Origin of the sequence: Anaerobacillus alkaliphilus, from assembly GCF_004116265.1 — a bacterium.
Classification (GTDB): domain Bacteria; phylum Bacillota; class Bacilli; order Bacillales; family Anaerobacillaceae; genus Anaerobacillus; species Anaerobacillus alkaliphilus.
In genome coordinates, this window is sequence record NZ_QOUX01000046.1 from 369,675 (window position 1) to 396,466 (window position 26,792).

Here is a 26,792-nt window from a genome sequence, read left to right on the forward strand (position 1 = left end):
ATTTATACACTTAGTCAGTAATAAGGAATTTTTTCATCAATTTATTCGTTATTTATCTCTCTAAAAGAAACTGAAGAGTGTAACTTCTCTCGGATATATAGGAAAAAGCCCCTCCGTAAAAAATAAAAAACCAATGTAAACCATCATTTGAATGGTTACATTGGCTTTTCTTATTATTTATTTTCTTTTAAAAATATGGAACCCGGCTAATGCAATAGTAGGAATTGCTGCCATTCCTAGTACAAGCATCCATTCACGAATAGTTAAGCCCACTGTGTGGAAAACAGGTTGTAACGGTGGGAAGTACATAACCACAAGCATCAAAGCAATGGACGATAACACTGCAAATACCAAGTAGATGTTTTGAAATGGGTTTCTGTGGAAAACAGAATGTTCACTTCGGCAATCAAAAACATGAATTAACTGAGCCATAACTAGTGTGGCAAAAGCAACAGATTGTGCTCGCATTAAATCATCAGGGTTTTGATTTAATGTTAGCCAAAATGCAACTAGTGTAACAACACCTATCATGAATCCTCGACTGACAATTTTCCATGCCAGACCTCTAGCAAAAACGCTTTCCATAGGATGTCGTGGTTTTCGTTTCATTACATCATTTTCTGCTTGGTCAAGACCTAATGCCATCGCAGGTAACCCATCCGTTACTAGATTAATCCAGAGAATTTGAATTGCTACTAATGGAAGAGGCATGCCAAGCATCATTGCAAATAACATAACTAATATTTCACCGACATTTGAGGCAAGCATATAGCGGATAAATTTCCGTATATTATCATAGATATTCCGGCCTTCATTAATTGCTGCTTTAATTGTTGCAAAGTTATCATCACTTAACACTAGAGAAGATGCTTCTTTAGCTACGTCTGTACCAGTTATCCCCATTGCTACGCCAATATTAGCAGCCTTTATTGCAGGTGCATCGTTTACTCCGTCTCCAGTCATGGCCACAATATGCCCTTTGGCTTGAAGTGCTTTAACAATTTTTAGCTTGTGTTCAGGCGAAACACGGGCGTATACGTAGATATCATCTACAACTTCTTCTAAGTCAGTTACACTCATTTTAGCCAGTGTAGTTCCATCCATAATTTTTCCATGGGCAGGCAAGATGTTTAATTGTTTTGCAATCGCTTGTGCTGTAATGATATGATCCCCAGTAATCATAATTGTTTTTATTCCTGCATCTCGGCACTCTATAATAGATGCCTTTACTTCTGGTCTTGGTGGGTCAATCATCCCTTGGAGCCCAATAAACGTAAGTTTATCTTCCACCATTGATTCTGAAGTGTAGTTAAATTGTTTATCAATCTCCTTATACGCTATTGCAATTGTACGCAATGCTTGTGATGCCAATTGATCAATTGCACCAACAACAGCAGCTTCTCTTTGAGGAGATAATGGTTGTTTTCTTTCTTCCCATAATATTTGTTCGCTTCTTTTTAATAAAACATCAGGTGCACCTTTTGTAACGACAAAGCGCTTACCATCTTTTTTCCTTTCAACAATGACACTCATCATTTTCCTAGCTGAATCAAATGGCAATTCCTCTAAGATCTTATATTCTTCTTGAAAGAGGTCTCTAGTAATTCCTGCTTTTTCAGCCGAGACAACTAAAGCTCCTTCAGTTGGATCTCCATCTATCAAATATTCTAGCTTTGTTTTTCCTAGAAGCCCTTCTTTTACTTCATTGGTTACAATTCTAGCATTATTACATAAGGCCCCAAACGTTAGAAGTTGTTGTAGTGTTCTTTCTGTATCGATATGAATTTTTCTACCATTATGATAAAAATCACCTTCAGGTTGATAGCCTGTTCCGGAAACATCCCATGTTTTACCTCCTGACCATAGGTTAGTTACTGTCATCTTGTTCTGTGTTAACGTCCCTGTTTTATCAGAACAAATGACGGATGCACAGCCTAATGTTTCAACTGCAGGAAGCTTTCTCACAATCGCCTTTCTTTTTATCATTCTTTGTACACCGAGTGCTAGAGCCACAGTAACAATTGCAGGTAACCCTTCCGGAATAGCAGCAACTGCTAAAGACACACCAGCTAAGAACATTGTGTAAATGTCATGGCCCTGGTAAACCCCAATAACTACTACTAAAGCTGTGAGTAAAAGTGCAACTAAAATTAATATTTTCCCTAACTGTTCAAGTTTGCGTTGCAAAGGTGTGACAAGAGTTTCTGCAGATTGGAGCAAATGTGCTATTTTCCCCATTTCCGTTTTCATACCAGTGGCAACAATAACACCAATCCCACTTCCTTGAGTGACCATCGTCCCCATAAAAGCCATATTCTCTTGATCTCCAACTGAAAGATCTGAACCGGATAAAACTGCCTCTGTTTTTTGTACTGGCACGGATTCACCAGTTAACGCACTTTCTTCAATTCTTAGTCCTTTCGCTTCGATAATACGAATATCTGCGCCAATTCGATCTCCGCTAGTGAATTTGACAATGTCCCCTACAACGACCTCGATCGATGGGACTTTTGTCCATTCACCCTTACGGAGGACTGTCATCTGTGGTGCCGAAAGTTCTTTTAATGCAGCCAATGATTTTTCTGCTTTTCGCTCCTGAATAAAGCCAAGGACCCCATTTAATAAGACAATCAGTATGATGGTAATCGCATCGATGTATTCCCCTAACAAACCCGATATTAATGTTGCTACGAGCAAAACAATAACCATAAAGTCTTTAAATTGCGCTAAAAACAAGAAAATAGCTGGTACCTTTTCGCCTTCATCCAGCTTATTGTAACCAAATTGCTTTAACCTTTTATTAGCTTCTTCTTCAGTTAAACCATTCGAAAAATGCGATCGGGTCATTTGTTCAACATCTTTTATTTCGCGTTCGTACCACTTCATATCAACACCTCACATTTATATCATTTAGACGACCTGCCTTGTCCTTTACAAACTATCTTTATTCAGGCACGTCCAAAAAAATGCTATACTGTTAAGTGAATTGGAAAAATCATTCTAATTTTGCTACTTCAAGAAAAAAGGTTATAATTTCTAGGGTAATACCTATGGTAATGGAGTGAAGAAGATATGTCTTTTGACGGCACAGTAATGAGAGCAGTAGTAACTGAACTTAATCAAACGCTCCTTTCGGGGAGAATTACAAAAATATATCAACCTTTTAAAACAGAACTACTATTTACAGTTCGAGCAAACGGAGCAAACCACCAGTTGCTATTGTCTGCTAACCCTAGTTTTGCAAGAATGCATTTAACAAATGAAAAAGTTGATAACCCTGCTGAACCGCCAATGTTTTGTATGCTATTAAGAAAGCATCTTGAAGGTGGAATTATTGAAGGAATTGAACAGTTAGAATTAGAAAGAATTGTAAAAATTAATATTAAAGGTAGAAATGAACTAGGTGATGTTAGCTATAAAAAATTAATGGTTGAAATTATGGGGCGCCACAGTAACATCGTTTTACTTGATGAAAAAGGTGATAAAATTCTTGATAGTATTAAGCATTTATCCCCAGGAGTTAATAGCTATCGAACCATTTTACCTGGGCAAACATACAAACTCCCACCAGAGCAAGAAAAGCTAAATCCACTATCAATTGATAAAGAAACGTTTATCAAAAAAATGGACTTTAATTCTGGAAAACTTGATAGCCAGATGTTGCAGCAATTTTCTGGATTGTCGCCACAACTAACAAAAGAAATTCTTTATAAAGCTAAGCTACCAAATCGAGAAACTCTTACAAACGCTTTCCTTGAAGTTATTGATGAGATTAATTTAGGACATTTTAAGCCACAAATAACAACGACAACCAACAAAGAACATTTCTCAATTATTGAACTTAGCCACTTAAATGGAACGAGTCGAATGTTCGATTCTGTTAGTGAGATGTTAAATCACTTTTATTTTGGAAAAGCTGAGCGAGATCGTGTTCACCAACAAGCAAACGATCTTGAAAAATTTCTAAAAAATGAATTCCAAAAAAATAAATCGAAAATTAAAAAGCTTGAGCAAACGTTAGTAGATGCTGAGGCAGCTTCAAAATATCGAAAACTTGGTGAATTGCTTACTGCATATCTACATCAAATAAAAAAAGGGCAAAAAGAGGTCGAAGTCATCGATTTCTATGATGAAGAAGGAAAAATGGTTAGTATTCCTCTTGATCCGTTAAAATCGCCTTCAGACAATGCCCAAAGTTATTTTAAACGATATAACAAAGCAAAAAATTCACTTGAAATTGTCAAAGCACAAATTGAGATCGCACAACAAGAGCTTATCTATTTGGAATCAATCCTTGGTCAAATGGAGTCAGCTGCACCAAGGGATATCGCTGAAATTAGAGAAGAATTAATCGAGGGTGGCTACATCCGCAACCGCAACAAAAAACAAGTAAAAAAGAAAAAAGAAACGAAGCCGTTTCTCGAAGAATATAAATCTTCAACTGGTGTTGAAATCCTCGTTGGAAAAAACAATAAACAAAATGAGTATTTAACAAATCGTCTGGCAAGGCAATCTGAGACATGGTTACATACAAAAGACATTCCTGGCTCACATGTAGTAATCCGAAGCTCTAACATTGATGAAACAACCTTAGTAGAGGCCGCACAACTGGCAGCCTACTTTAGTAAAGCCAAACACTCAAGCTCCGTACCCGTTGACTACACGTTAATTAAGCACGTGAAAAAACCAAGCGGTTCAAAACCAGGCTATGTCATCTATGACAATCAAACGACAGTATACGTAACACCAGCTGAAGATGTTGTGAAGAAGCTTAGGAAGTAATTTATGAATTATGAATTATGGATTATGAATTATGAATTATGAATTATGGATTATGAATTATGAATTATGAATTATGAATTATGAATTATGAATTATGAATTATGAATTATGAATTATGAATTATGAATTATGAATTATGAATTATGAATTATGAATTATGAATTATGAATTATGAAAAGGGAACGTGCTTATTTGTTATAAGCCGTTCCCTTTACTATCATTTGGTTTTTAATTCAACATTCAAAATTGACAATTGACAATTAGAACTTATCCCGCATCCAGCACTTTAAACTGTGCTTTAACAAGCTTATAGTATTCTCCTTGTTGGGCCATAAGTTCATCATGATTTCCTGTCTCTAAGATATTGCCGTGTTCCAATACAATAATATTATCTGCTTCGCGTATGGTAGACAATCGATGAGCAATCATTATTGAGGTACGGTCTTTTAAGAGAGTGCGTAATGCTTCTTGGATGACTTGCTCTGTTTCCGTATCAATACTTGCCGTTGCTTCATCTAAGATCAAGATTTGAGGATTAGCAAGCAACGCTCTTGCGAACGATAATAACTGTCGTTGGCCTACTGATAAAATATTTCCTCGTTCCTCTACTTCAGTTAAGTATCCAGCTTTTAATTGTTCAATAAATTTATGAGCACCTACTGTTTCACATGCTTTTATTACTTCTTCGTCACTAGCATCAGGTTTCCCAAATCGAACATTATCCATAATCGTTCCAGAAAAAATAAATGTTTCTTGAAGTACTGTGCTTACACGTTGTCTTAAGCTCTCAAGCTTGATTTCTTTTAGATCATGCCCATCAATTTTGACAGTACCACTTGTTGGATCATAGAACCTTGCAATAAGGTTTACAATTGTTGTCTTACCAGATCCAGTGTGACCAACTAAGGCAACTGTTTGCCCAGCTTCTATTTTTAAATTAATTTCATTTAACGCTGTCCGTTTGTCATCATAAGAAAAGCGGACATTTTCAAAAGCAATTTCTCCCTTGAGGTTTGGTAACGCTATTGCTTTACTACTTTCTTTCACTGAAGGTTTTTCATCTAGAAACTCAAAAATTCGTTCAGAAGAAGCCATCCCAACTAAAAGTTGATTATACACCTGGCCAAGACGTGAGATCGGTTCCCAAAACATCCCTAAATAAAAAGCGAAGGAGACGAATGTTCCGATATCAATCGTATTGCTTTGAATAAGTGTTACCCCGTACCAAATTAAAATAGCTGTACCAATCGCATTCGACATTTCGACAAAAGGACGAAACATTGCGTTCTTTTGTGTCGCATCACGCCAAGCGAGAAAATTATCCTGGTTCATTTCTTTAAAAAAGCTAATATTTTCTTGTTCTTGAGTATACGATTGTGTTACACGAATTCCTTGAATACTTTCATTTAAATGTGAATTAATCTGTGATTGCTTTAAGCGAACTAATTGCCAAGAACGCCTAATTCGGCGACGTAACCCAGTCGAAATTAGAAACATTAAAGGTAAAATAATCATGACTGCCAACGTTAACTGTGGGCTTAAGAAAAACAAAATGACAATAATCCCAACAAGCATCAGTAGGTCCATCAGTAAGTTAATAACACCATTTGTAAATAAATCCTGTAATGAGTTTACATCATTTGTGATCCTAACTAGGATTGATCCTGCTGAACGCTTATCAAAAAATTTATGTGACAAGCGTTGAATATGTTTAAATAGGCTTTGACGTAAGTCAAAAATAACATATTGTCCAAGTTTATTCATCCAGCGAATACGCCAGGTATTGGCTACCCATGAGATAATATAGAGAGCGGCAATCAAAATAACGATATTCCTTAAAGCCCCCCCATCCCCATCATAAATAACATTATTTAAGGCATAAACCCCAATTAAAATTGGTGTTATAAGACGTATTGCAGTGGAAACAAGCATCGCTATAATGGATAAAGGAAGTAAATTTTTTGAGTATGGCTTGATATAGCTAAATAATCGTAACATTTGTTTCCAGTTAAATGGTTTCTCAATGACTGAATCTACTGCATAATGAAATCGATTATTACGGGCTTTCTTTTCTTTCATCATATAATCACCTTCTTGCTTTCTACCTCGACTAAAGTTTCACGATCTTTAAATTGGATATCGTAAATACGTCGATATAATCCTGTTTTGTTCACTAATAGCTCTTCATGCGTTCCTCGTTCTCTAACTTCTCCATCTTCTAACACTAGAATTTCATCTGCGTGCATTAATGAAGAGATCCGATGAGCAATGATAAACGTTGTCCGTCCCTTCATCACTTCTTGAAAAGCGGCTTGTATTTTTGCTTCTGTCTCCATATCTACAGCACTCGTAGCGTCATCTAATATAAGAATACTAGGATTAATCAAAATTGATCTGGCAATCGCAATTCTTTGCTTTTGTCCTCCTGAAAGGCCCATTCCACGCTCCCCTAGAATTGTGTCATACCCATCAGGGAGTTCCATAATAAACTCATGAGCATCTGAACGCTTAGCTGCATCTTGAATTTGCTCTAACGTTGCTTCGGGAAAACCGTAAGAAATGTTATCGCGGATGGAACACGAAAATAAAAATGACTCTTGTAGTACAACTCCGATATTTTTTCGTAATGATTGAATTGAGTATTCACTTATATCTCGACCGTCAATTAAAATCTCGCCATGATTTGGTTCATAGAAGCGAGAAATCAATTGGGTAATCGTAGTCTTACCTGCACCAGTTGCACCAATTAAACCAATAACCCTTCCTACTGGTGCATCAAAGCTAATATCTTTAAGAGCTTCTCCGTCTTCTGTGCCATAACTATGTGTTACATGACGAAATTGAACATGACCTTGTAATTCCTCTACAGTTATAGCCTTTTCAGTATCTTTAATATCTTCATTTTCATCAAGTATTTCAACAAGTCGTTCTCCTGATGCCTTTGACTGAGAAAATGTATTAATGATAAACCCTAAATTCATAAGCGGTCCAATAATATACCAAACTAAACTAAAGAATGCGACAAGCTCCCCTGGTGCTAATTGATTATTAATAACCATGAAACCACCAAATCCTAAAAGCATCACGACGCAAATTTGTCCAATAAGCTCCATTAATGGAAAGTAACGCGCCCAAATATTTGAGGTTAAAATGTAATTATCTTTATAATCACCATTGTTATTAACAAACTTATCAATCTCGTAATCTTCTCTTGAGAGTGATTTTACTGTGTTCATACCACTGATATTTTCTTGAACCTTTGTAGTAAGCCTTGCAAAGGATTTCCTTATTCCTTTAAATGCAGGGTGAACTTCTTTATCAAAACGATAAACGACTACAATTAAAAAAGGCATTGCTGCAAGAGTAAGTAATGCAAGTGGAACACTAAAATATAACATAATTCCTAAACTAAGCCCTACTAATAAAATTAAATTCAAAGCCTGAGCAAAACCAAATGATAAGAAGAAGCGGAAGCCCTCCACATCAGCGGTAAGCCTCGACATGAGGTCACCTGTTTTGGCATTGTCATAATAACGGAAAGGTAAATACTGTAGTTTTTTGTACAATGAATTACGTAACTCGTAAACCGTTTTAATTCCAAATAAGTCCCCAAAAAACTGATGGTAGTAGGTTGCAATTCCTTTGATTACCATAATACCTATAAATCCTAAGGCAACATAAGGAACTAAGTTGTAATTTCCAGCTAAGATTACATCATCTATCGTGACCTTAAGGATTACTGGATAGACTACAGTAATTGCTGTTACAAAAAATAAAAATAAAATAGAACCCAAAAAGTACTTTTTGTACGGCCAATAAAATTGTTTAAGCCTAAGAAACGTTTTCATGTTAAACCTCCAATATAGATGAACCATCTAAAATAGTAAGAAAATTTTTTAAAGTGCAAAAATGTAATAGGTAATCTATAATATATCGGTTTCCGAAATAATTTTCTACCCTTAAATTTCCTAGTTTCTTGGCTTTATTGTCGAAAATAATCCAATTGTCTTCATTTCTCTCCTATTTAGTAACGAATCCTCTTTTTTTAAGAGTTAAATAAAAAACTAGTCCCACCTATCGAGACTAGTTTTGTTTAGAATTTTGCAATTGTAATAATGGCTAAATCATCTAAAACGTTAATGTTGCGTACCACTTTTGCACCTTCATCAGTAAAATAAGCTGTGAGTTGCTCTGTTGAATAACGATGTCTACTTGTAGAGATCGTTGACCATTGTAACAGTGTTTTCTCTTCGAAGCCTGAAAGATTATGGTCTATGCAATAGCGTGAAGCTTCTTGCTGATTCATTTTTATTGATGGATTTAACATGGCAATTATACCGTTTTCCTTAATAACCCTAAGGATTTCCTCCATAGCAACGGTAGGTTCAGGAAGTAAAAATAACACGCATGTTGAAAGAACAATATCAAACTGGTTGTTAGGGAATGGCAACTCGTATGCATCTCCAACTAGAAACGTTCCTTTGTGTCCTAATTCATGAAAAAGAAAGGTTTGAGTAGATGCTTTTATCATTTCTGAAGATAAGTCTATGCCTGTCACATGCATTGATTCTTTGGCTCCTCTTAGTAAGAGTCGACCTGTCCCGCATCCGACATCTAAGACACTCTTACCTACCCAGCTTCCTGTAGCGTCCTTAAGTAAATTATGAACTCCACTAAGCCAACTTGTCTGCGCCATTCCATCAAAAAAACGAACAAGATTGTTAAAATCCTCACCTTGCATTTTCTTCATCAATCTAACCTCCTGTATGAGAGTTCCTTCATACAGAGTTTAGCCATTATGAAAGCCAATCTAATGATGAAGGGTTATCACGCCATTTTTTTAATTTTGCAAGGTCCTCTTGATTAATTAACTCGTTTTCATTCGCTACATCAATAAGTGTCAAATAATCTGTAATTGTATAATAGCTCAGTCCTGCTTCAGCTAGTAGTGTTTTCCCTTTTTCTAAGCCATATGTAAAAATCGCTACAACGCCTAATACATTGGCCCCAGCTGTTCTTAATGCATCTGCTGTGGTAATGACACTTCCACCTGTTGAAATTAAATCTTCGACAATGACAACGCTTTGTCCTTCTTTAATTAGTCCTTCAATTTGGTTTCCTTTACCATGCTCTTTGGCTTTACCACGAACATAAACCATTGGTAAATTTAAGTTATCACTAACCCAGGCTGCATGCGCAATCCCAGCTGTTGCTGTTCCTGCAATGACATCCACTTCAGGATAGTGAGTTCTGATTAGCTCTTCTAAGCCAATCGCAATTTTCCTACGTACTAAAGGATATGAAAGCGTCAAACGATTATCACAATAAATAGGTGACTTCATTCCTGATGTCCATGTAAATGGTTCATTAGGCTTTAAATGGACCGCACCGATTTCTAATAAATGATTAGCTAGTTGTTGTTTCACAAGCCTTCACTCCACTCTTTTTTGATTGTTTGTAATGCCAATAACGGGTCAACGCTCGCTGTTATACTTCTTCCAACTACAATAAAGTCGCTTTCTAAGCTCCTAGCTTCCTTTGGAGTTGTAATTCGTTGTTGATCATCCTTCGAGTCTCCTGCTAACCGAATTCCAGGTGTTACTGTTAGGAACGAACTTCCGCACGCTTCTTTGATCAATGGGACTTCTAAAGGTGATGATACCACTCCATCAAGGCCACTACGTTTAGCTAGACTAGCATAATGAACAACAATATCTTCAATCTTTCCATTCACTTTTAACTCTTCTTGCATCACATTCTCGCTTGTACTGGTTAATTGAGTAACAGCGATGCATGTAGGACGATCTTTCCCACTTAAAGTACCTTTTTCCAACCCTTCAAGAGCACGTTCCATCATCAAGCATCCACCAGCGGCATGAACATTTATTATATCCACTTCAAGACGTGCAAGTGACTGCATCGCCCGACCAACCGTATTTGGAATATCATGAAGCTTCAAATCTAGAAATATATTGTGACCTTTTTCCTTTAGTTTGCTAAGTAAGGAGTTCCCACAGCTATAATAAAGCTCCATCCCTACTTTTACAAATAACTGTTCGTCACCAAATTGGTTTAATAGCTCCCAAACTGGTTTTTCATCTGAATAATCTAGAGCAATGATAATTGGACTTTTACTCATTTCCAGCTACCTCCAATCAATTCAGTTATATGCTCAACCCCAAGCTCATCTAGTAAACCTGGTAGCTCATCAATAATGGTTGGACAAACAAAGGGATCAACAAAGTTAGCTGTACCTACTGCAACCGCACTTGCCCCAGCTAGGAAAAATTCGACCACATCTTCGGCCGAACTAATTCCTCCCATACCGATAATCGGTATAGAGACAACTTGACTAACCTGATGGATCATTCGAATCGCCACTGGTTTAATCGCTGGGCCTGAAAGTCCACCTGAACCATTCGCTAAAATCGGTTTTCGCTTGCGTAAATCAATTCTCATACCCAAAAGTGTGTTAATCATCGCTAGTCCGTCTGCACCGGCTTCTTCAACTGCTACTGCCATTTCAACAATATCGGTAACATTTGGCGAAAGCTTTACATAGACAGGAACGCTAGAAACCTCTTTTACTAGCTTGGTTAATTCACTTGCTACCTTTGGATCTGTTCCGAATGTAATCCCACCCTCTTTGACATTTGGGCAAGAGATATTTAATTCAATCGCATGAACATTTTTTGCTTTCGAAATTCTTTCTGCGACTTCAATATAATCTTCTGTTTTTGTCCCAGCAATATTTGCTACTATTGGTACATCATATTGTTCAAGCCAGACAAGTTCATTGGCTAACACACTATCAAGACCTGGGTTTTGTAAGCCAATCGCATTAAGCATTCCACTCGATGTTTCAGCTACACGTGGTGTTGGGTTACCAAATCTCGTTTCAACCGTAGCAGCTTTTATCGCAATTGCCCCGAGTTTTTCTAAATTATAAAACTTGGCATATTCTTTTCCGAAACCAAAACAGCCTGAAGCAGGCATAATCGGATTTCGCATTGAAAGTCCCGGTAACTCCATGTTTAATCTACTCATAGTTCCACCTCTCCAATCGCAAACACAGGTCCATCCGTACATATCTTCTTATAAGCTATCCCAGTAGGATCATTTTGAACGTGGCAGACACAGGCAAAACATGCACCAATCCCACAACCCATTCTTTCTTCTAACGAAAGAAAACCTCTCTCTTCTGGAAATGTTGTTTCAATTGCTTTTAACATTGGTGTAGGTCCACATGAGTATATTGTATCGAAGCTAATCCCCTTGTCTTTTATCACGTCAATAACTGTACCATGGTAACCCTTTGTACCATCCATCGTTGCCACGTACGTTTCCCCGAGTTCCGTAAACTTCTCTTCATAAAAGACGTCTTTACTACTTGCAAAACCAAGAACGTGAATAACAGTTATACCTTTTGCAACAAGTTGCATTGAAAGTTCATATAGAGGTGGTACCCCGATTCCACCACCTATTAAGACAGCTTTTTCACCAGCGTTTGTCGCTTCCACTGGGAAACCATTTCCTAATGGTCCCAAAACAGATACCTGATCTCCTACCTGTTTGTTTGCAAGCATGTTTGTTCCTCTACCACCTGCACGGTAAATTACTGTTAATTGATTTTTATCTTTATCAATACTTGCGATACTGATTGGTCGGCGAAGCATTGGATCTGTTCCCTCGCTTACTTTGACGTGTAGGAACTGTCCTTGGATTGCAAGGCTAACGAGCTCTTGTCCTTGAAGGACGAGCTCGTAAACTTGACTTGCAATATTTTTCTGGCTAACTATTTCCATATTTTCAACGATCATTGCGTTGTCACCACCACTTTTTCCTCTTTAAACGAAGGCATCGGTTCTGAAGCAAAAGTAATTAATTCTAATACTCGTAACAGTGCATCTGCAGTATCAATACTTGTTAAGCAAACAACACCGTTTTCAACTGACTCGCGACGAATTCTAAAGCCGTCTCTTAAAGGCTGTTTTCCTTTTGTTAATGTGTTAATAACAAATTGCGCTTGACCTTGACGAATAATATCAAGCATATGAGGTTTTGGACCTCCAATTTTGTTGACAACAGTCACTGGGATATTTTCATTTTTTATTCTAGAGGCTGTTCCTTCTGTAGCTAAGATATGGTAGCCAATACGATGGAACCTTCTAATTAGTTCTAGAGCCTCTTCTTTATCCTTGTCAGAAACTGTAAATAACACTGAACCATGAGTAGGAATTTTCATTCCAGAAGCAACCAATCCTTTATATAGAGCTTTTTCTAAATTAACATCTCGTCCCATTACTTCACCAGTCGATTTCATTTCCGGTCCTAACGTTATATCAACATCACGAAGCTTGGCAAATGAGAACACCGGTACTTTTACGGATACTTCCTTACTTTCTTGAACGTACCCAGTTTCATACCCTAATTCTTGCAATTTGATACCGAGGATCGCTTTTGTTGCTAGATTTGCCATAGGAACACCGGTAATTTTACTTAAAAATGGTACTGTACGACTTGAACGTGGATTTACTTCTAGTACATAGATTTCATCTTCATGAAGTACAAATTGAATGTTTAATAATCCAACAATATTTAATCCTTTAGCTAATTTAATTGTGCGCTCAATAATTATCTCTTTTGTTGCTTCTGTTAAGCTTTGTGGAGGGTATACTGCAATTGAGTCACCAGAGTGAACGCCAGCTCTTTCAATGTGCTCCATAATTCCTGGGATTACTACTGTTTCACCATCACAAATTGCATCTACTTCTATTTCTTTACCAATTAAATAACGGTCAATTAATACTGGGTGCTTTGGATTTACTCTAGCTGCATTTGTCATATATCGTAGTAGTTCTTCTTCGAAATAAACGATTTCCATCGCACGGCCACCTAGTACATATGAAGGTCGAACTAAAACAGGGTAACCAATATGATTGGCAATTTTTACTGCTTCATCAACACTAGTCGCTGTACGGCCTAGCGGTTGTGGAATTTGTAATTGTTGCAGGGCTTGCTCGAATTTATCACGATTTTCAGCCGTGTCCATTGCTTCTAATGATGTTCCTAATATCGTGACTCCTCTAGCTTGTAATTCATCTGCTAGATTAATCGCTGTTTGACCACCAAACTGTACAATAACTCCTAATGGTTGCTCATGATTAATAATGTGCATTACATCTTCTACTGCTAGTGGCTCGAAGTATAACTTATCTGAAATACTAAAGTCAGTTGAGACTGTTTCAGGATTGTTATTAATAATAATCGCTTCATATCCAGCTTCTTTAATAGCTAATACTGTATGAACCGTTGCATAGTCAAACTCGATCCCTTGACCAATGCGAATTGGTCCTGAGCCTAAAACGACAATGCTCTTTTTATCGGTAATGATTGACTCATTTTCATCTTCATATGTGCCGTAAAAATAAGGCGTGAACGATTCAAATTCAGCAGCACATGTATCTACCATTTTGTATACTGGAATGATCCCTTTCTCATAACGGAAGTCATAGACTTCTCTTTCCGTTGTATTCCAGAATTTGGCGATGGCATCATCAGAAAAACCAAGCTCTTTTCCTTCCACTAATACTTCTTCATTAAATGGTGCATCTTTAAGTGTCGCTTCAAATTGAATAATTCCTTGGATTTTATTTAGGAAGAAACGATCAATCTTTGTTAATTCCCAAAGTTGCTCAACTGAATAACCACGACGGAATGCTTCTGCTACGATAAATAAACGTTCATCGTCTGCTTTATGCAAGCGATGGTCCATTTCTTCTTTTGTTAATGCTTCAAGCTTATCAATCTGAAGATGTAGTACATTAGCTTCTAATGAACGCACAGCTTTTAGTAGTGACTCTTCTAGGTTCCTACCGATCGCCATGACTTCTCCAGTTGCTTTCATTTGCGTTCCTAATGTACGATTAGCTGCTTCGAACTTATCAAACGGCCAACGTGGGATCTTTGAAACAACATAATCCAAGGCTGGTTCGAAGCTTGCATACGTCGTTTTTGTAATAGGGTTCATAATTTCATCTAGTGCATAGCCAGCCGCTATTTTAGCAGCTATTTTGGCAATTGGATACCCTGTTGCTTTTGATGCTAATGCTGACGAACGACTAACACGAGGATTAACCTCAATAATATAATATTGGTAGCTATCAGGATCTAAGGCAAACTGTACGTTACAACCACCTTCTATTCCTAAAGCTCGAATGATTTTTAATGAAGAGTTACGTAGCATTTGATACTCACGGTCTGACAATGTTTGGCTAGGTGCAACTACGATAGAGTCACCTGTATGAATTCCTACTGGATCAATATTTTCCATATTACAAACAACGATTGCTTGATCTTTACCGTCGCGCATCACTTCATATTCTACTTCTTTGAATCCAGCGATACTTTTTTCAATTAGACATTGTGTAACAGGACTATACTTTAAGCCACTTGTAACAATTTCAATTAAATCCTCTTCATTATAAACTAGTCCTCCACCCGTTCCGCCAAGAGTGTAAGCTGGACGAACAATAATTGGATATCCAATTTCCTCTACGAATTTATAGGCTTCTTCTAGCGTATGGATAATCGCACTTGCTGGGACTGGTTCATTTAAATCGTTCATTAACGTTCGGAATAAATCACGATCCTCTGCTTGCTCAATTGAATGTAGTTTTGTTCCTAGAAGTTCAACATTATACTCTTTAAGAATTCCTGACTTTTCTAACTCGACTGCCATATTTAATCCTGTTTGTCCACCAAGTGTCGGTAACAATCCATCAGGACGCTCTTGTCTAATAATACGACTTACAAATTCAAAGGTAATAGGTTCAATATAAACTTTATCAGCCATTGATGTATCAGTCATAATTGTAGCTGGATTTGAATTAATAAGAATAACCTCATACCCTTCTTCCTTTAACGCCTGGCAAGCTTGTGTCCCTGCATAATCAAACTCCGCTGCCTGACCAATAACAATTGGTCCTGAACCTATTACTAAAATCTTCTTAATATCTTCACGTCTTGGCATGGTGTTACCTCCTAGCTACGGCTTTAGATTCAATATTGTTTTGCATTAGTTCCATAAATCGTTCAAATAAATCGTTTGCATCCTCTGGTCCTGGTGAAGCTTCTGGGTGATATTGTACACTGAATGCTGGATAATCTAAATGTTCCATTCCTTCAACCGTTCCATCGTTTACAGCAACATGGGTTACCTCTAATCTTGTATTTCCAACTGTTTCAGGTTCTACTGTAAACCCGTGGTTTTGTGCAGTTATAGCAATTTTTCCTGTCTTTAATTCTTTCACAGGATGGTTAGACCCACGGTGGCCAAATTTTAATTTTGTTGTTTTTGCACCACATGCTAGTGCTAATAGTTGGTGGCCTAGACAGATACCAAAAATCGGTACTTTTCCTAGTAATTCGTTAATCATAGTAACCGCTTCTGGAACATCTACTGGGTCCCCAGGGCCATTACTTAACATAATTCCATCTGGATTAAAACGTAAAATTTGTTCACTTGTTGCATTGTAAGGAACGACAACAACATCACAGTTTCGATTATTTAATTCTCTTAGAATTCCTTTTTTCATCCCAAAGTCCACTAAGACTACGCGGTACCCTCTTCCTGGACTAGCATAAGACTCTTTTGTTGAAACATGAGCAACTTGATCACGTGGTAAAACTAACTTATTTAGTTCATCGACGACTGCATCAACATCCACGTCCATACCGCATATTCTTCCACGAAGTGTTCCAACATTTCGGATCATTCTAGTTAACTTTCTTGTATCAATGCCTTCTAACCCTGGAATATTTAGAGCTTTTAATAGTTCGTCAATTGACTCTTCATTTCTCCAGTTGCTAGGAAATTTTGCTGCTTCTTTGACAATTAATCCGTTTATTGAAGGAGAAATAGACTCAAAATCATCTCGGTTAATTCCGTAATTTCCAATCAAAGGATATGTTAGTGTAACGATTTGTGCACAATAAGATGGATCTGATAAAATCTCCTGATATCCTGTCATCCCTGTATTAAAAACAACTTCTCCTGACATTTCTCTTGTACTACCGAATCCCTTTCCAACAAAAACTTCACCGTTTTCTAAAATTAATTGACGTTTCATTGTTATTCCTCCCTTTTCCAAGCAACTTCACCGTTGACAATTGTCATTACTGGCCAACCTTTACACTCCCAATTTGCAAATGGGGTATTTTTCCCTTTTGATAAGAAGCTTTCTGGATCAATTTTTTCAGTATGCTCAAGGTCTACAATAGTAATATCGGCCTTTGCTCCAACATGTAACGTTCCATACGGAAGCCCAAACACTTCGCATGGTTTCTTTGCTAAGTTGTCTACTAAATCTTTCAATGAGATAATCCCTGTTTCAACAAAATGTGTATAGAGTAATGGAAATGCCGTTTCTAGGCCAACGATCCCAAATGGTGCCAATTCTATAGACTCACTTTTTTCTGCCTCAGAATGTGGCGCATGATCTGTCGCGATGAAGTCAATCGTACCATCTAGTAAGCCTTCAATTAATGCCTTCTTATCCTCAATTCCCCTTAACGGTGGGTTCATTTTATAGTTTGTATCTAACCCTGGAATATCCTGATCTGAGAGCAACAAGTGATGTGGCGTTACTTCAGCCGTTACCCGTATACCAGCTCTTTTTGCATCACGAACAACACGGACAGACTCTTTTGTACTAATGTGACAGACATGATAGTGTGCTCCTGCAGCTTCTGCTAATAAAACATCTCTTGCAATGTGTACAGCTTCGCAAACTGAAGGTATTCCATTTAATCCCATTTTTTTAGAGAATTCACCTTCATGTACTGAGCCTTTATTAATTAGTGTATTTTCTTCACAATGGGCAACAATTGCTTTATTAATCGACGCGGCTTCCTTCATTGCTTGAAGCATCATACTTGCATCTTGAACTCCCACACCGTCATCCGTAAATGCGAATGCACCAGCGTTTGCTAACTCTTTAAAATTTGTCATTTCTTTTCCAAGTTCACGAATTGTAATAGAAGCATACGGTAATACTCGAACATTTCCTGTTTCTAAAATTCTTTGATTTAACCACTCAATTTGTTCCTTCGTGTCAGGTACAGGACGAGTATTAGGCATAGCAGCAATTGTCGTGTAGCCTCCACGCGCTGCAGCCATTGTTCCTGTCGCAATCGTTTCTTTATACTCCCCACCTGGCTCTCGCAAGTGCACATGTAGATCAACAAACCCTGGAAAAATCGCCTTGGCATTTAAATCGATAACCTCATGTGCTTCTACGGAAATTTCTGTTTCTACCGCTGTAATCAGATCTTTATCAATTAAGATGTCCACCTTTTGTAATGTTCCATCCTCACCTAAAATTCTTCCGTTTTTTAATAGCTTAGCCAATTGAAACTACCTCCCCTTTTTGTTGTAAAGCACGTTTAAGTACTGCTTGTCTCACCGCTACCCCATTTGTCATTTGTTTAAAAATACGGGATCGTTCACATTCAACTAAAGAATCTGCTATTTCAACATCCCGATTAATAGGTGCAGGATGCATAATAATACTTTGTTTTTTCATCATTGCTTCTCTTTCTATCGTTAAGCCAAATAACTGATGATACTCTTCTTTTGATGAAATCATTTTAAAAGCATGTCTCTCGTGTTGAATACGGAGCATCATCATCACATCTGCCTGTTTAACTGCTTCATCCATTGGTAAGTAATTCCCCCCTACCATCGCATCATCCATCCATTGTTCCGGCCCTGAGAAATAAACATTTGCCCCAAGTCGCTTTAACACATCAGCATTCGATCTTGCCACACGACTATGACGAATATCCCCAACAATTACTACATTTAATCCTTGGAAAATAACAAATTCCTGCTGTATCGTAAGTAAGTCAAGTAAACATTGAGTGGGATGGTGGCCACAACCGTCGCCTCCATTTATTATCGGAATAGAAATTCCACCTACAAGCTCATCGAAATAGTGATCTTTGGGATGCCTGATAACAACTGCATTGGCACCAATTGCCTCTAAAGTTTTTACAGTATCGTACAATGTTTCTCCCTTTTGAACACTTGAGGAATGAGTTTCAAAGTTCAGAACATGAAGACCGAGTTTTTTCTCTGCTACTTCAAAAGAAAATTTTGTTCTCGTACTTGGTTCAAAGAATAGATTTGCAACAAACTTATCAGTCGCTGGCACCCAAGCTTTTCCTTCTAAAAACTGTTGAGCCTCATGTAAGATATCAAGAATTTCTTCATTATCGAGCTCTGTGATCGTTAATAAATGTTTCATACCAAATTCCCCTTTCATACCTCTCACGAATAAATCAGGATCATTTTATATTGCTCAAACCAAACATATTTAATAAAAAACACCCTTATAAATTCTTATAAGGGTGCAATAAAGAGAGGAATGGGCATCTCTACCACCACTCGGCTTTATTTGATAACACCCTTATAAGTCTCTCGTACTTAATTAAAGGGATGACGCTATGAAATTGCTGATGTTTTGCTTTCCGTTACTTCTTCATTAAACATCTTGTTTACATCAATTTTTTCTCTACCAGGTAAAACTAAGTTAAGAAAAATTCCAATGATTGTCGCTAAAGCCATACCAGCAATAGAAAAACCTGATACCTGGATAAACGCACCACCAATACCGATCACAAGAATTACTGACGAGATAATTAAGTTGCGTTTTTTGCCAAGATCAATTTTATTGTCAATTAGCATTCTTAAACCAGAAGAAGCGATAATACCGAACAGTAGAATTGACACCCCACCCATAACTGCAGTTGGGATCGTAGAGATTAACGCAGAGATCTTACCGACAAATCCAAAAGTGACTGCTAAAATAGCTGCTCCGCCGATAACGAAGACACTGTATACTCTTGTTAAAGCTACGACACCGATATTCTCACCATAAGTCGTATTTGGTGGTCCACCAATCATAGCAGCGATCATCGTTGCGACTCCGTCACCTAGTAACGAACGGTGTAAACCAGGCTTTTTAATGAAGTTCTTCCCTACTACTTTACTTAACACCATTTGATCACCCATGTGCTCAGCAATCGTAACCACTGCGATTGGAACCATAATTGCCATGATCTGCCATGAGAACTGAGGTGTGTAATTTACAAACATGAACATAAAGTCAGGAGCTTGGAACCAAGAAGCTTCCTTCACTGGAGTCATATCAACCATTCCAAGTAAGAAGGCAAATGTATAGCCTCCAACAATCCCGAATAAGATAGGAATTAGTCCGAAAAATCCTTTAAAGAACATTGATGATATGATTGTAATCCCTAATGTAACTAGTGCTACTAAGAAGAAAGTTGGAACGTATACCTTTGGATCAACTGTTAAATCATACATTGCCATATCAATGGCTACACCTGCTAATCCTAAACCGATAACCATAATAACTGGGCCAACAACGATTGGCGGCAAAAGATTCATTAACCAATTAATCCCACTTACTTTAATTGCAAGTGCTACGCCCCCGTAAACTAATCCTGCAACAAAACTTCCGATCATTGCCCCTTCTGGTCCGCCTAATGTAGTCGCTGCTATAATTGGGGCAATGAAAGCAAACGAAGAACCTAAGTAAGCAGGTACTTGACCTCTTGTAATTAATAAGTATGCTAATGTTCCTAGACCACTCGAGACTAAGGCTACTGCTGGACTCAATCCAACAAGGTAAGGAACTAAGATTGTTGCTCCGAACATTGCAAATAAATGCTGTAAGCTTAGGATTAACCACTTATCTGCTTTTGGTATTTCTCTGATTCCTACTTCTTTTTGACTATTCATATTTCTTCCTCCTCTAAGATAACTTCATACAAAAAACCTCTTTGTTTTTTCAAAGAGGTATGTTCATCCAGCTAAATTTGCCCATTGCAAATTTAAGTTAGAGGAGTATACCCCTTGTCAGCCTCACAGGACTGCTTTAAAGGGAGGTTTTTTGTTCAATTGTCACTTCATCTACGCCGTCAACTTCTGTTAACTTTGCAACGATAATTTCATTTTTAGATGTTGGTACATTTTTACCGACGTAGTCAGGTCTAATTGGTAATTCACGATGACCACGATCGATTAACACTGCTAATTGAATTTGTTCTGGACGCCCAATATCCATCAAAGCGTCTAATGCAGCCCTTACAGTTCTACCTGTATATAAAACATCATCGATCAAGATTACTTTTTTTTCGTTTACATTAAAAGGGACCGATGCGCCATTTAATAATGGCTCCTTATTTCCCTCTTTATGAGATAAATCATCACGGTATAAAGTGATATCAATTTCGCCTACGTTGACGCGAGAGCCTTCTATTTCTTCAATACGTTTAGCAAGCCTATTTGCTATATAGATCCCTCTTGTTTTTATCCCTACTAGGACACAATCATCAATACCTTTATTTCGTTCAATAATTTCATGGGCAATTCTAGTCAGTGCTCTTCTTACAGCTTGTTCATCTAAGAGAACAGTAGCCTTTGACACGGTATTTCCACCTTTCATATAGAGAATTTTTCTTAGTTTTCCCTAATAAAAAAACCTCTCACCCATTGATGAGAGGTTTTCTGTGTACACGTAATAAACAGACATAGATATACTATCTGTACGTTTTCACAATTCCTTCTCAGCCTCACGGGACTGTAGTTAAAGGGAACACTATATTCTTGTCTACTTCATTATGTCAGGTTTTAAAATCTATGTCAACGAGAACTTTTTCGAATTTCGTCGAGTAAGTAATTAAAATCATCAGGAACATCTCGTTCAAAAGTTAGTCTCTCACCCGTTACTGGGTGTGTAAACCCTAATACAGCTGCGTGTAGTGCTTGGCCTTCAATTGGTAACTTAAGTGTTCGTGGAGGTCCATACTTTGGATCACCAGCTAATGGGTGTCCAATATATTTCATGTGAACACGAATTTGATGTGTACGGCCTGTTTCAAGCCGACATTCTACCAAAGTAAATTCCTTTAAACGCTCTAAAACGGTAAAATGAGTTACTGCATCACGACTATTATCATCTGTAACAGTCATACTTTGTCGGTCTTGCTTATCTCGTCCAATCGGTGCATCAATTGTCCCATGATCATGGGCAATCACACCATGGGCAATTCCTTTATAAATCCGTGTTGTTGTTTTATCTTTTAATTGGTTTACCAATGACTCATGTGATTTATCATTCTTAGCTACCATCAATAGGCCTGATGTATCTTTATCAATACGATGAACGATACCAGGACGTAAGACCCCGTTAATACCAGATAAATCCTTGCAATGTGCCATTAACCCATTAACTAATGTACCAGTCAAATGACCAGGTGCTGGATGCACAACCATCCCACGTGGTTTGTTCACAACCAGAACGTGTTCATCCTCATAAACAATATCCAGATCCATTTCCTCTGGTTCGGCATCAAGCAATTGTGGTTCAGGAACATGTAAAACCACGTGATCATTCATTTGACACTTGTAATTGCTCTTAACGTTATTTCCATTAACAGTAAGATTCCCTTCTTTCATCCACTGTTGTACCTGAGTTCGTGACCAATCGTTTTCTTGCGATGAAAGCCATTTATCTAGACGTTCATTTTGTGCTTCTTCATTTATAATCCATTCAAAAGTTTCCATTATTTTTTCTCCCTTGTCTTTCCTTCTTCTAAAAGTATTTGTAATATTAATACCCCTACCCCAATAACTAATGCCATATCTGCTACGTTAAAAATTGCAAAATCATATGTGAATATATAAACATCAATGAAGTCAACAACTTCTCCACGGAATAGACGGTCAATAAAGTTACCTAATGCCCCACCTAAAACAAGACCTAATGAAATTCCTAAAAGCTTACTTTCCCTCGTATGTTTGTTTATGTAATAAACAACAAAAGCAACTACAAATAGAGTGACGATAAAAAATAACCACATCTGTCCTTGCAAAATTCCAAACGCTGCTCCTTTGTTACGATGTGAAGTAAGATAAAGTAAATTTTCAATAATGGGTATTTGTTGATGAAGTGACATTTGTGTAATAACAAGCCACTTTGTTACCTGATCTAAAACAAGTACAATTAGTGCTAATATGTAATATCTCACCTATAGTTCCTCCGCTTCCCTTATGTTCATCTCTTAAGCATTTTAGCACAGCTGTAAGTTTTGAACAATCTTGGGGTAGCAGACTAACGACAAAATGAATAAAAGCTAACAATTAAGATAGAAGGGGATAACCCCTTCTATTCATTTTCATCGCTATCTTCAAGGTGGCGATCTAATTGATCCATATAGTGATCGTAGTGGACATTCCGTTGAAAATCAACACTGTCATCACCTTTATAACCTTCAATGTCCGTAGAAGCGATGGCTTCAACTTCTTCTACATAACCAATTAACTCTTGCTGAATTATACTCGAGTCCTCAAACACCATGGAATTATCATTAAATGTGGCTACAGACTGCCAGGCATCTTCAGCATCAAATTCAGTTTCTCGGTCATTGTCATCAAAAACAAACTCGTCAAAGCCTTTTAAAACATCTTCTTCAACAGGTCGTTCTCTTGCAATTTCTTTTTCCTTACTAAACTCAATCGTTGTTCTCGCTGTTGGTAGTGCTTGTAAACGTTCGAATGGAATTTCATTCCCTGATACTTCACAAATTCCATACGTACCTTTTTCCATTCTATCCAATGCAGCCAAAACATCTTCATATTCTTGATGAATATGTTCAAATAGAGCTAGGTCCTTTTCTCTTTCAAACTGAGCTGTACCAATATCCGCTGGATGGTTATCATAAACCGATAGTTCCCCTATAGAGAAGGATAGTGACTTATTAAGGCCATAGCGGTCTAGTTCTCGGATTCTTTCCTCTAGACGGTCTTTTTCAGTGATTAATTGCTGCTTTATCATATCATATTTACCCATCTTACGAACCTCCTTTGGAAAAGATGGTTTCAATTGTAGTTTATCCTTACAATAAAAGCTTAGCCGAAACAAGATTTGCTAAATGAATGTAAAAAAAGCAAAACTAGGCTTACTGCCTTGTTTTGCTTTCTTTTTTTAATAATGATTTTTCACTACATCTGCACAACTTAAGCAAAGTGTCGGGTGTGCCTCGTCTTGGCCTACTGTTTCAGTAACAACCCAACAGCGTTCGCATGTCTCACCCGCTGCTTTTTCTACAACTATGGCTAATGTTTCAAATCGTTGGGCTTCAGTCGGCGCTACTTCAAAATCACCAGCAACTACAGCTTTAGAAACGATGAATAGCTTTTCTAGTTCACCAATTGATGTAAGCAATTCTTTTACATCTTTGTTTGGATATAATTTAATTCCTGCTGTTAGTGACTTACCAATAATTTTTTGATTTCTCGCCGTTTCTAGTGCCTTTAAAACATCATCACGTAATTCTAACACCTGATCCCATTTAGCTTCAATCACTTCATTATAAACAGATGTGTTCTCCTCAGGCATATCTGTTAATTGTACACTTTCGGTTTCTACATCCGGAATAAATGGCCAAACCTCATCTGCTGTATGCGGAAGAATTGGCGTTACAAGCTTTGTTAAAGAAACTAATACTTCATACATGACTGTTTGAATTGATCGTCTGCTAGGATCATTCTTATGTTGGATATATAACGTATCTTTGGCTATATCCATGTAGAAAGAACTTAATTCAATAGAGCAGAAATTATGAATTTTATTATAAACACCTGCAAACTGATACAGGTCATAATTTCCTTTCACTTCTTTAATTAATTTATTTAACTTTATTAAGACATAGCGATCTAATTCAGGTAAATTCTCTAAGCTTACACGGTCTGTTGCCGGATTAAAATCATGAAGATTTCCTAATAAGAATCGGAACGTGTTACGAATTTTACGATAAACTTCCGCAACTTGTTTTAAAATATCATCAGAGACACGAACATCTGCTTGATAGTCAACTGACGCTACCCATAAGCGAAGAATATCTGCACCAAGCTGCTTCATTACATCATTTGGTACCACAACGTTCCCTAAAGATTTACTCATTTTTCTACCTTCACCATCTAAGACAAAACCATGGCTTAATACACCTTTATATGGGGCTTTCCCTGAGACTGCAACTGAAGTCGATAAAGAAGAGTTAAACCAACCACGATATTGGTCAGAACCTTCAAGATAAAGATCAGCAGGACGTTCTAGGTCATCACGTTCAACTAAAACTGATTGATGAGATGATCCTGAGTCAAACCAAACATCCATAATGTCAGTTTCTTTCGTAAACTGGCCATTAGGACTTTGTTGCGAAGTAAATCCTTCTGGTAATAACTGCTTAGCGTCCCATTCAAACCAGATATTTGATCCATGTTCTCTAAATAAATTCGAAACGTGATCAATTGTTTCATCTGTGATAATTGGCTCATTATCTTCCCCGTAAAAGACCGGAATCGGTACACCCCAAGCGCGCTGTCTTGAAATACACCAGTCACCACGATCACGAACCATGTTGTAAAGTCTCGTTTCTCCCCAAGCAGGCACCCACTCAACTTCTTTAATAGAAGTTAATAGTTCCTCACGGAAGTCTTTAATCGAAGCGAACCATTGAGCAGTAGCTCTAAAAATAACGGGTTTTTTCGTTCTCCAATCATGTGGATAAGAGTGCGTCATAAATGCAAGTTTTAGTAAAGCTCCTACTTCAGTTAACTTCTCTGTGATCGGCTTGTTCGCTTCATCGTAAAACAATCCTTCAAATCCAGGTGCCTCACTTGTAAAGCAACCCTTGTCATCAACCGGACATAACACTTCAAGGTTATATTTTTGGCCAACGATAAAGTCATCTTCCCCATGACCGGGAGCAGTGTGAACACAACCTGTACCGGCATCTAAAGTAACGTGGTCACCTAAAATAACTAATGATTCACGGTCGTAGAAAGGATGTATTGCCGTTACGAATTCAAGTTCAGCACCTTTTACTTTATTTACAACTTCATAATTTTCCCATTCAAATACTTTTACCAAGTTTTCTAACAGCCCAGAAGCAACTACGTATTTCTCATCATTCACTTTTACAACTGAGTATTCTAATTCAGGATGTAAACAAATGGCTAAATTTGCTGGGATCGTCCATGGAGTTGTTGTCCAAATAACAATTTTTTCGTCACCTTGTAAAACATTTTTCCCATCTTTAACTTTGAAACCAACATAAATAGAAGGGGAACGTTTATCTTGATACTCAATTTCAGCTTCAGCAAGAGCAGATTCTGATGATGGAGACCAATAAACAGGCTTTTTACCTTTGTAAATATAGCCTTTTTTCGCCATATCGCCGAATACTTTAATTTGCTGAGCTTCGTATGATTTATGAAGAGTAATATAAGGGTTTTCCCAGTCACCTCGAACACCTAAACGCTTGAATTGCTCTCGTTGACGATCAACTTGATCAAGGGCATATTCTTCACAAAGTTTTCTGAATTCAGCAACTGTTAGCTCTTTACGTTTTACTTTCCCATTTTTAGTAAGAGCTGTTTCGATTGGTAATCCGTGAGTATCCCAACCAGGTACGTAAGGTGCTTGAAAACCAGCCATTGATTTATAGCGTACAATGAAATCTTTTAAAATTTTATTTAAGGCGTGGCCTATATGAATATCTCCATTCGCATAAGGTGGTCCATCGTGTAATACATATAAAGGTAGACCCTTTGTTCTTTCTTGAACCTTTTTGTAGATATTCAATTCATTCCACTTTTCTTGGATTTGTGGTTCACGATTCGGTAAATTCCCACGCATCGGAAATTCCGTTTTAGGCATTAGTAATGTGTCTTTGTAATCCATAATTTTATCCTCCACTAATATAGTAAAAACATTGTAATAAAAATAAAAGGCTCTTTTCGTAAACATTGTAGCTTTTTTTACAATAAAATAATCGGATAAATACCCTAGATGAAGATATCAGCCAATAAGCTATATAAGAAAAGAGCAATACTTACTAACTTAGTTGTGAATTCT

At 37.4% G+C, this 26,792-nt stretch carries 19 protein-coding genes; 1 reads left to right on the forward strand and 18 read right to left on the reverse strand.

The window, feature by feature from the left end; genetic code table 11:
- Positions 1-177: 177 nt before the first annotated feature.
- Complete coding sequence (locus tag DS745_RS17015; RefSeq protein WP_129079427.1) at positions 178-2,886, reverse strand: calcium-translocating P-type ATPase, SERCA-type; 2,709 nt, start codon at positions 2,884-2,886, stop codon at positions 178-180.
- 186 nt (positions 2,887-3,072) lie between these two features.
- On the opposite strand from DS745_RS17015, the gene DS745_RS17020 reads away from it, so the two are divergent.
- The gene (locus DS745_RS17020) at positions 3,073-4,782 is read left to right on the forward strand and encodes an Rqc2 family fibronectin-binding protein (protein WP_129079428.1); all 1,710 of its coding nucleotides are present in this window, start codon (positions 3,073-3,075) and stop codon (positions 4,780-4,782) included.
- Positions 4,783-5,049: 267 nt separating this feature from the next.
- On the opposite strand, the gene DS745_RS17025 is transcribed toward DS745_RS17020, so the two are convergent.
- The 17 genes from DS745_RS17025 to ileS all read right to left on the reverse strand — a co-directional run bounded on the left by DS745_RS17025 (position 5,050) and on the right by ileS (position 26,618).
- Positions 5,050-6,861, reverse strand: a complete 1,812-nt coding sequence (locus tag DS745_RS17025; RefSeq protein WP_129080069.1) for an ABC transporter ATP-binding protein — start codon at positions 6,859-6,861, stop codon at positions 5,050-5,052.
- A complete protein-coding gene (locus DS745_RS17030) occupies positions 6,861-8,630 on the reverse strand; it encodes an ABC transporter ATP-binding protein (protein WP_129079429.1) in 1,770 nt (589 codons plus the stop codon). Before DS745_RS17030 ends, DS745_RS17025 begins: the two co-directional genes overlap by 1 nt.
- Positions 8,631-8,875: 245 nt before the next feature.
- On the reverse strand, positions 8,876-9,532 hold the full coding sequence (locus DS745_RS17035; protein WP_129079430.1) for a class I SAM-dependent methyltransferase: 657 nt from the start codon (positions 9,530-9,532) through the stop codon (positions 8,876-8,878).
- A 46-nt stretch (positions 9,533-9,578) separates the two neighbouring features.
- Positions 9,579-10,208, reverse strand: a complete 630-nt coding sequence (pyrE, locus tag DS745_RS17040) for an orotate phosphoribosyltransferase (RefSeq protein ID WP_129079431.1) — start codon at positions 10,206-10,208, stop codon at positions 9,579-9,581.
- Positions 10,205-10,921: an orotidine-5'-phosphate decarboxylase gene (gene pyrF, locus DS745_RS17045; protein WP_129079432.1), complete on the reverse strand. Its 717-nt coding sequence runs from the start codon at positions 10,919-10,921 to the stop codon at positions 10,205-10,207. The genes pyrE and pyrF overlap by 4 nt, the downstream gene beginning before the upstream one ends.
- A complete protein-coding gene (locus DS745_RS17050; RefSeq protein WP_129079433.1) occupies positions 10,918-11,829 on the reverse strand; it encodes a dihydroorotate dehydrogenase in 912 nt (303 codons plus the stop codon). Before DS745_RS17050 ends, pyrF begins: the two co-directional genes overlap by 4 nt.
- On the reverse strand, positions 11,826-12,602 hold the full coding sequence (locus DS745_RS17055) for a dihydroorotate dehydrogenase electron transfer subunit (protein ID WP_129079434.1): 777 nt from the start codon (positions 12,600-12,602) through the stop codon (positions 11,826-11,828). Before DS745_RS17055 ends, DS745_RS17050 begins: the two co-directional genes overlap by 4 nt.
- Positions 12,599-15,814: a carbamoyl-phosphate synthase large subunit gene (gene carB / locus DS745_RS17060; RefSeq protein ID WP_129079435.1), complete on the reverse strand. Its 3,216-nt coding sequence runs from the start codon at positions 15,812-15,814 to the stop codon at positions 12,599-12,601. The genes DS745_RS17055 and carB overlap by 4 nt, the downstream gene beginning before the upstream one ends.
- Before the next feature lie 4 nt (positions 15,815-15,818).
- Positions 15,819-16,913 carry a carbamoyl phosphate synthase small subunit gene (locus tag DS745_RS17065; RefSeq protein WP_129079436.1) on the reverse strand — a complete coding sequence of 365 codons (1,095 nt, stop codon included), beginning with the start codon at positions 16,911-16,913 and terminating at the stop codon, positions 15,819-15,821.
- Between the two features lie 2 nt (positions 16,914-16,915).
- A complete protein-coding gene (locus tag DS745_RS17070; protein WP_129079437.1) occupies positions 16,916-18,193 on the reverse strand; it encodes a dihydroorotase in 1,278 nt (425 codons plus the stop codon).
- The gene (locus tag DS745_RS17075) at positions 18,186-19,091 is read right to left on the reverse strand and encodes an aspartate carbamoyltransferase catalytic subunit (protein WP_129079438.1); all 906 of its coding nucleotides are present in this window, start codon (positions 19,089-19,091) and stop codon (positions 18,186-18,188) included. The genes DS745_RS17070 and DS745_RS17075 overlap by 8 nt, the downstream gene beginning before the upstream one ends.
- 197 nt (positions 19,092-19,288) lie before the next feature.
- A complete protein-coding gene (locus DS745_RS17080; RefSeq protein ID WP_129079439.1) occupies positions 19,289-20,611 on the reverse strand; it encodes a solute carrier family 23 protein in 1,323 nt (440 codons plus the stop codon).
- Between the two features lie 136 nt (positions 20,612-20,747).
- Positions 20,748-21,299, reverse strand: a complete 552-nt coding sequence (gene pyrR, locus DS745_RS17085; RefSeq protein WP_338324551.1) for a bifunctional pyr operon transcriptional regulator/uracil phosphoribosyltransferase PyrR — start codon at positions 21,297-21,299, stop codon at positions 20,748-20,750.
- Positions 21,300-21,514: 215 nt separating this feature from the next.
- Complete coding sequence (locus DS745_RS17090; protein ID WP_129079441.1) at positions 21,515-22,438, reverse strand: RluA family pseudouridine synthase; 924 nt, start codon at positions 22,436-22,438, stop codon at positions 21,515-21,517.
- On the reverse strand, positions 22,438-22,902 hold the full coding sequence (gene lspA / locus DS745_RS17095; protein ID WP_129079442.1) for a signal peptidase II: 465 nt from the start codon (positions 22,900-22,902) through the stop codon (positions 22,438-22,440). The genes DS745_RS17090 and lspA overlap by 1 nt, the downstream gene beginning before the upstream one ends.
- 137 nt (positions 22,903-23,039) lie before the next feature.
- A complete protein-coding gene (locus DS745_RS17100; RefSeq protein WP_129079443.1) occupies positions 23,040-23,723 on the reverse strand; it encodes a TraR/DksA C4-type zinc finger protein in 684 nt (227 codons plus the stop codon).
- Positions 23,724-23,858: 135 nt separating this feature from the next.
- Positions 23,859-26,618 carry an isoleucine--tRNA ligase gene (ileS, locus tag DS745_RS17105; RefSeq protein ID WP_129079444.1) on the reverse strand — a complete coding sequence of 920 codons (2,760 nt, stop codon included), beginning with the start codon at positions 26,616-26,618 and terminating at the stop codon, positions 23,859-23,861.
- Between the last annotated feature and the right edge of the window lie 174 nt (positions 26,619-26,792).

Coding starts and splice junctions, on each gene's coding strand:
- DS745_RS17050 (WP_129079433.1), bottom strand. CDS start 11,829: ATGAGTAGATTAAACATGGAGTTACCGGGACTTTCAATGCGAAATCCG.
- DS745_RS17065 (WP_129079436.1), bottom strand. CDS start 16,913: ATGAAACGTCAATTAATTTTAGAAAACGGTGAAGTTTTTGTTGGAAAG.
- DS745_RS17080 (WP_129079439.1), bottom strand. CDS start 20,611: ATGAATAGTCAAAAAGAAGTAGGAATCAGAGAAATACCAAAAGCAGAT.
- pyrF (WP_129079432.1), bottom strand. CDS start 10,921: ATGAGTAAAAGTCCAATTATCATTGCTCTAGATTATTCAGATGAAAAA.
- DS745_RS17020 (WP_129079428.1), top strand. CDS start 3,073: ATGTCTTTTGACGGCACAGTAATGAGAGCAGTAGTAACTGAACTTAAT.
- DS745_RS17100 (WP_129079443.1), bottom strand. CDS start 23,723: ATGGGTAAATATGATATGATAAAGCAGCAATTAATCACTGAAAAAGAC.
- DS745_RS17090 (WP_129079441.1), bottom strand. CDS start 22,438: ATGGAAACTTTTGAATGGATTATAAATGAAGAAGCACAAAATGAACGT.
- DS745_RS17055 (WP_129079434.1), bottom strand. CDS start 12,602: ATGATCGTTGAAAATATGGAAATAGTTAGCCAGAAAAATATTGCAAGT.
- DS745_RS17030 (WP_129079429.1), bottom strand. CDS start 8,630: ATGAAAACGTTTCTTAGGCTTAAACAATTTTATTGGCCGTACAAAAAG.
- DS745_RS17035 (WP_129079430.1), bottom strand. CDS start 9,532: ATGAAGAAAATGCAAGGTGAGGATTTTAACAATCTTGTTCGTTTTTTT.
- ileS (WP_129079444.1), bottom strand. CDS start 26,618: ATGGATTACAAAGACACATTACTAATGCCTAAAACGGAATTTCCGATG.
- DS745_RS17075 (WP_129079438.1), bottom strand. CDS start 19,091: ATGAAACATTTATTAACGATCACAGAGCTCGATAATGAAGAAATTCTT.
- carB (WP_129079435.1), bottom strand. CDS start 15,814: ATGCCAAGACGTGAAGATATTAAGAAGATTTTAGTAATAGGTTCAGGA.
- DS745_RS17025 (WP_129080069.1), bottom strand. CDS start 6,861: ATGAAAGAAAAGAAAGCCCGTAATAATCGATTTCATTATGCAGTAGAT.
- DS745_RS17015 (WP_129079427.1), bottom strand. CDS start 2,886: ATGAAGTGGTACGAACGCGAAATAAAAGATGTTGAACAAATGACCCGA.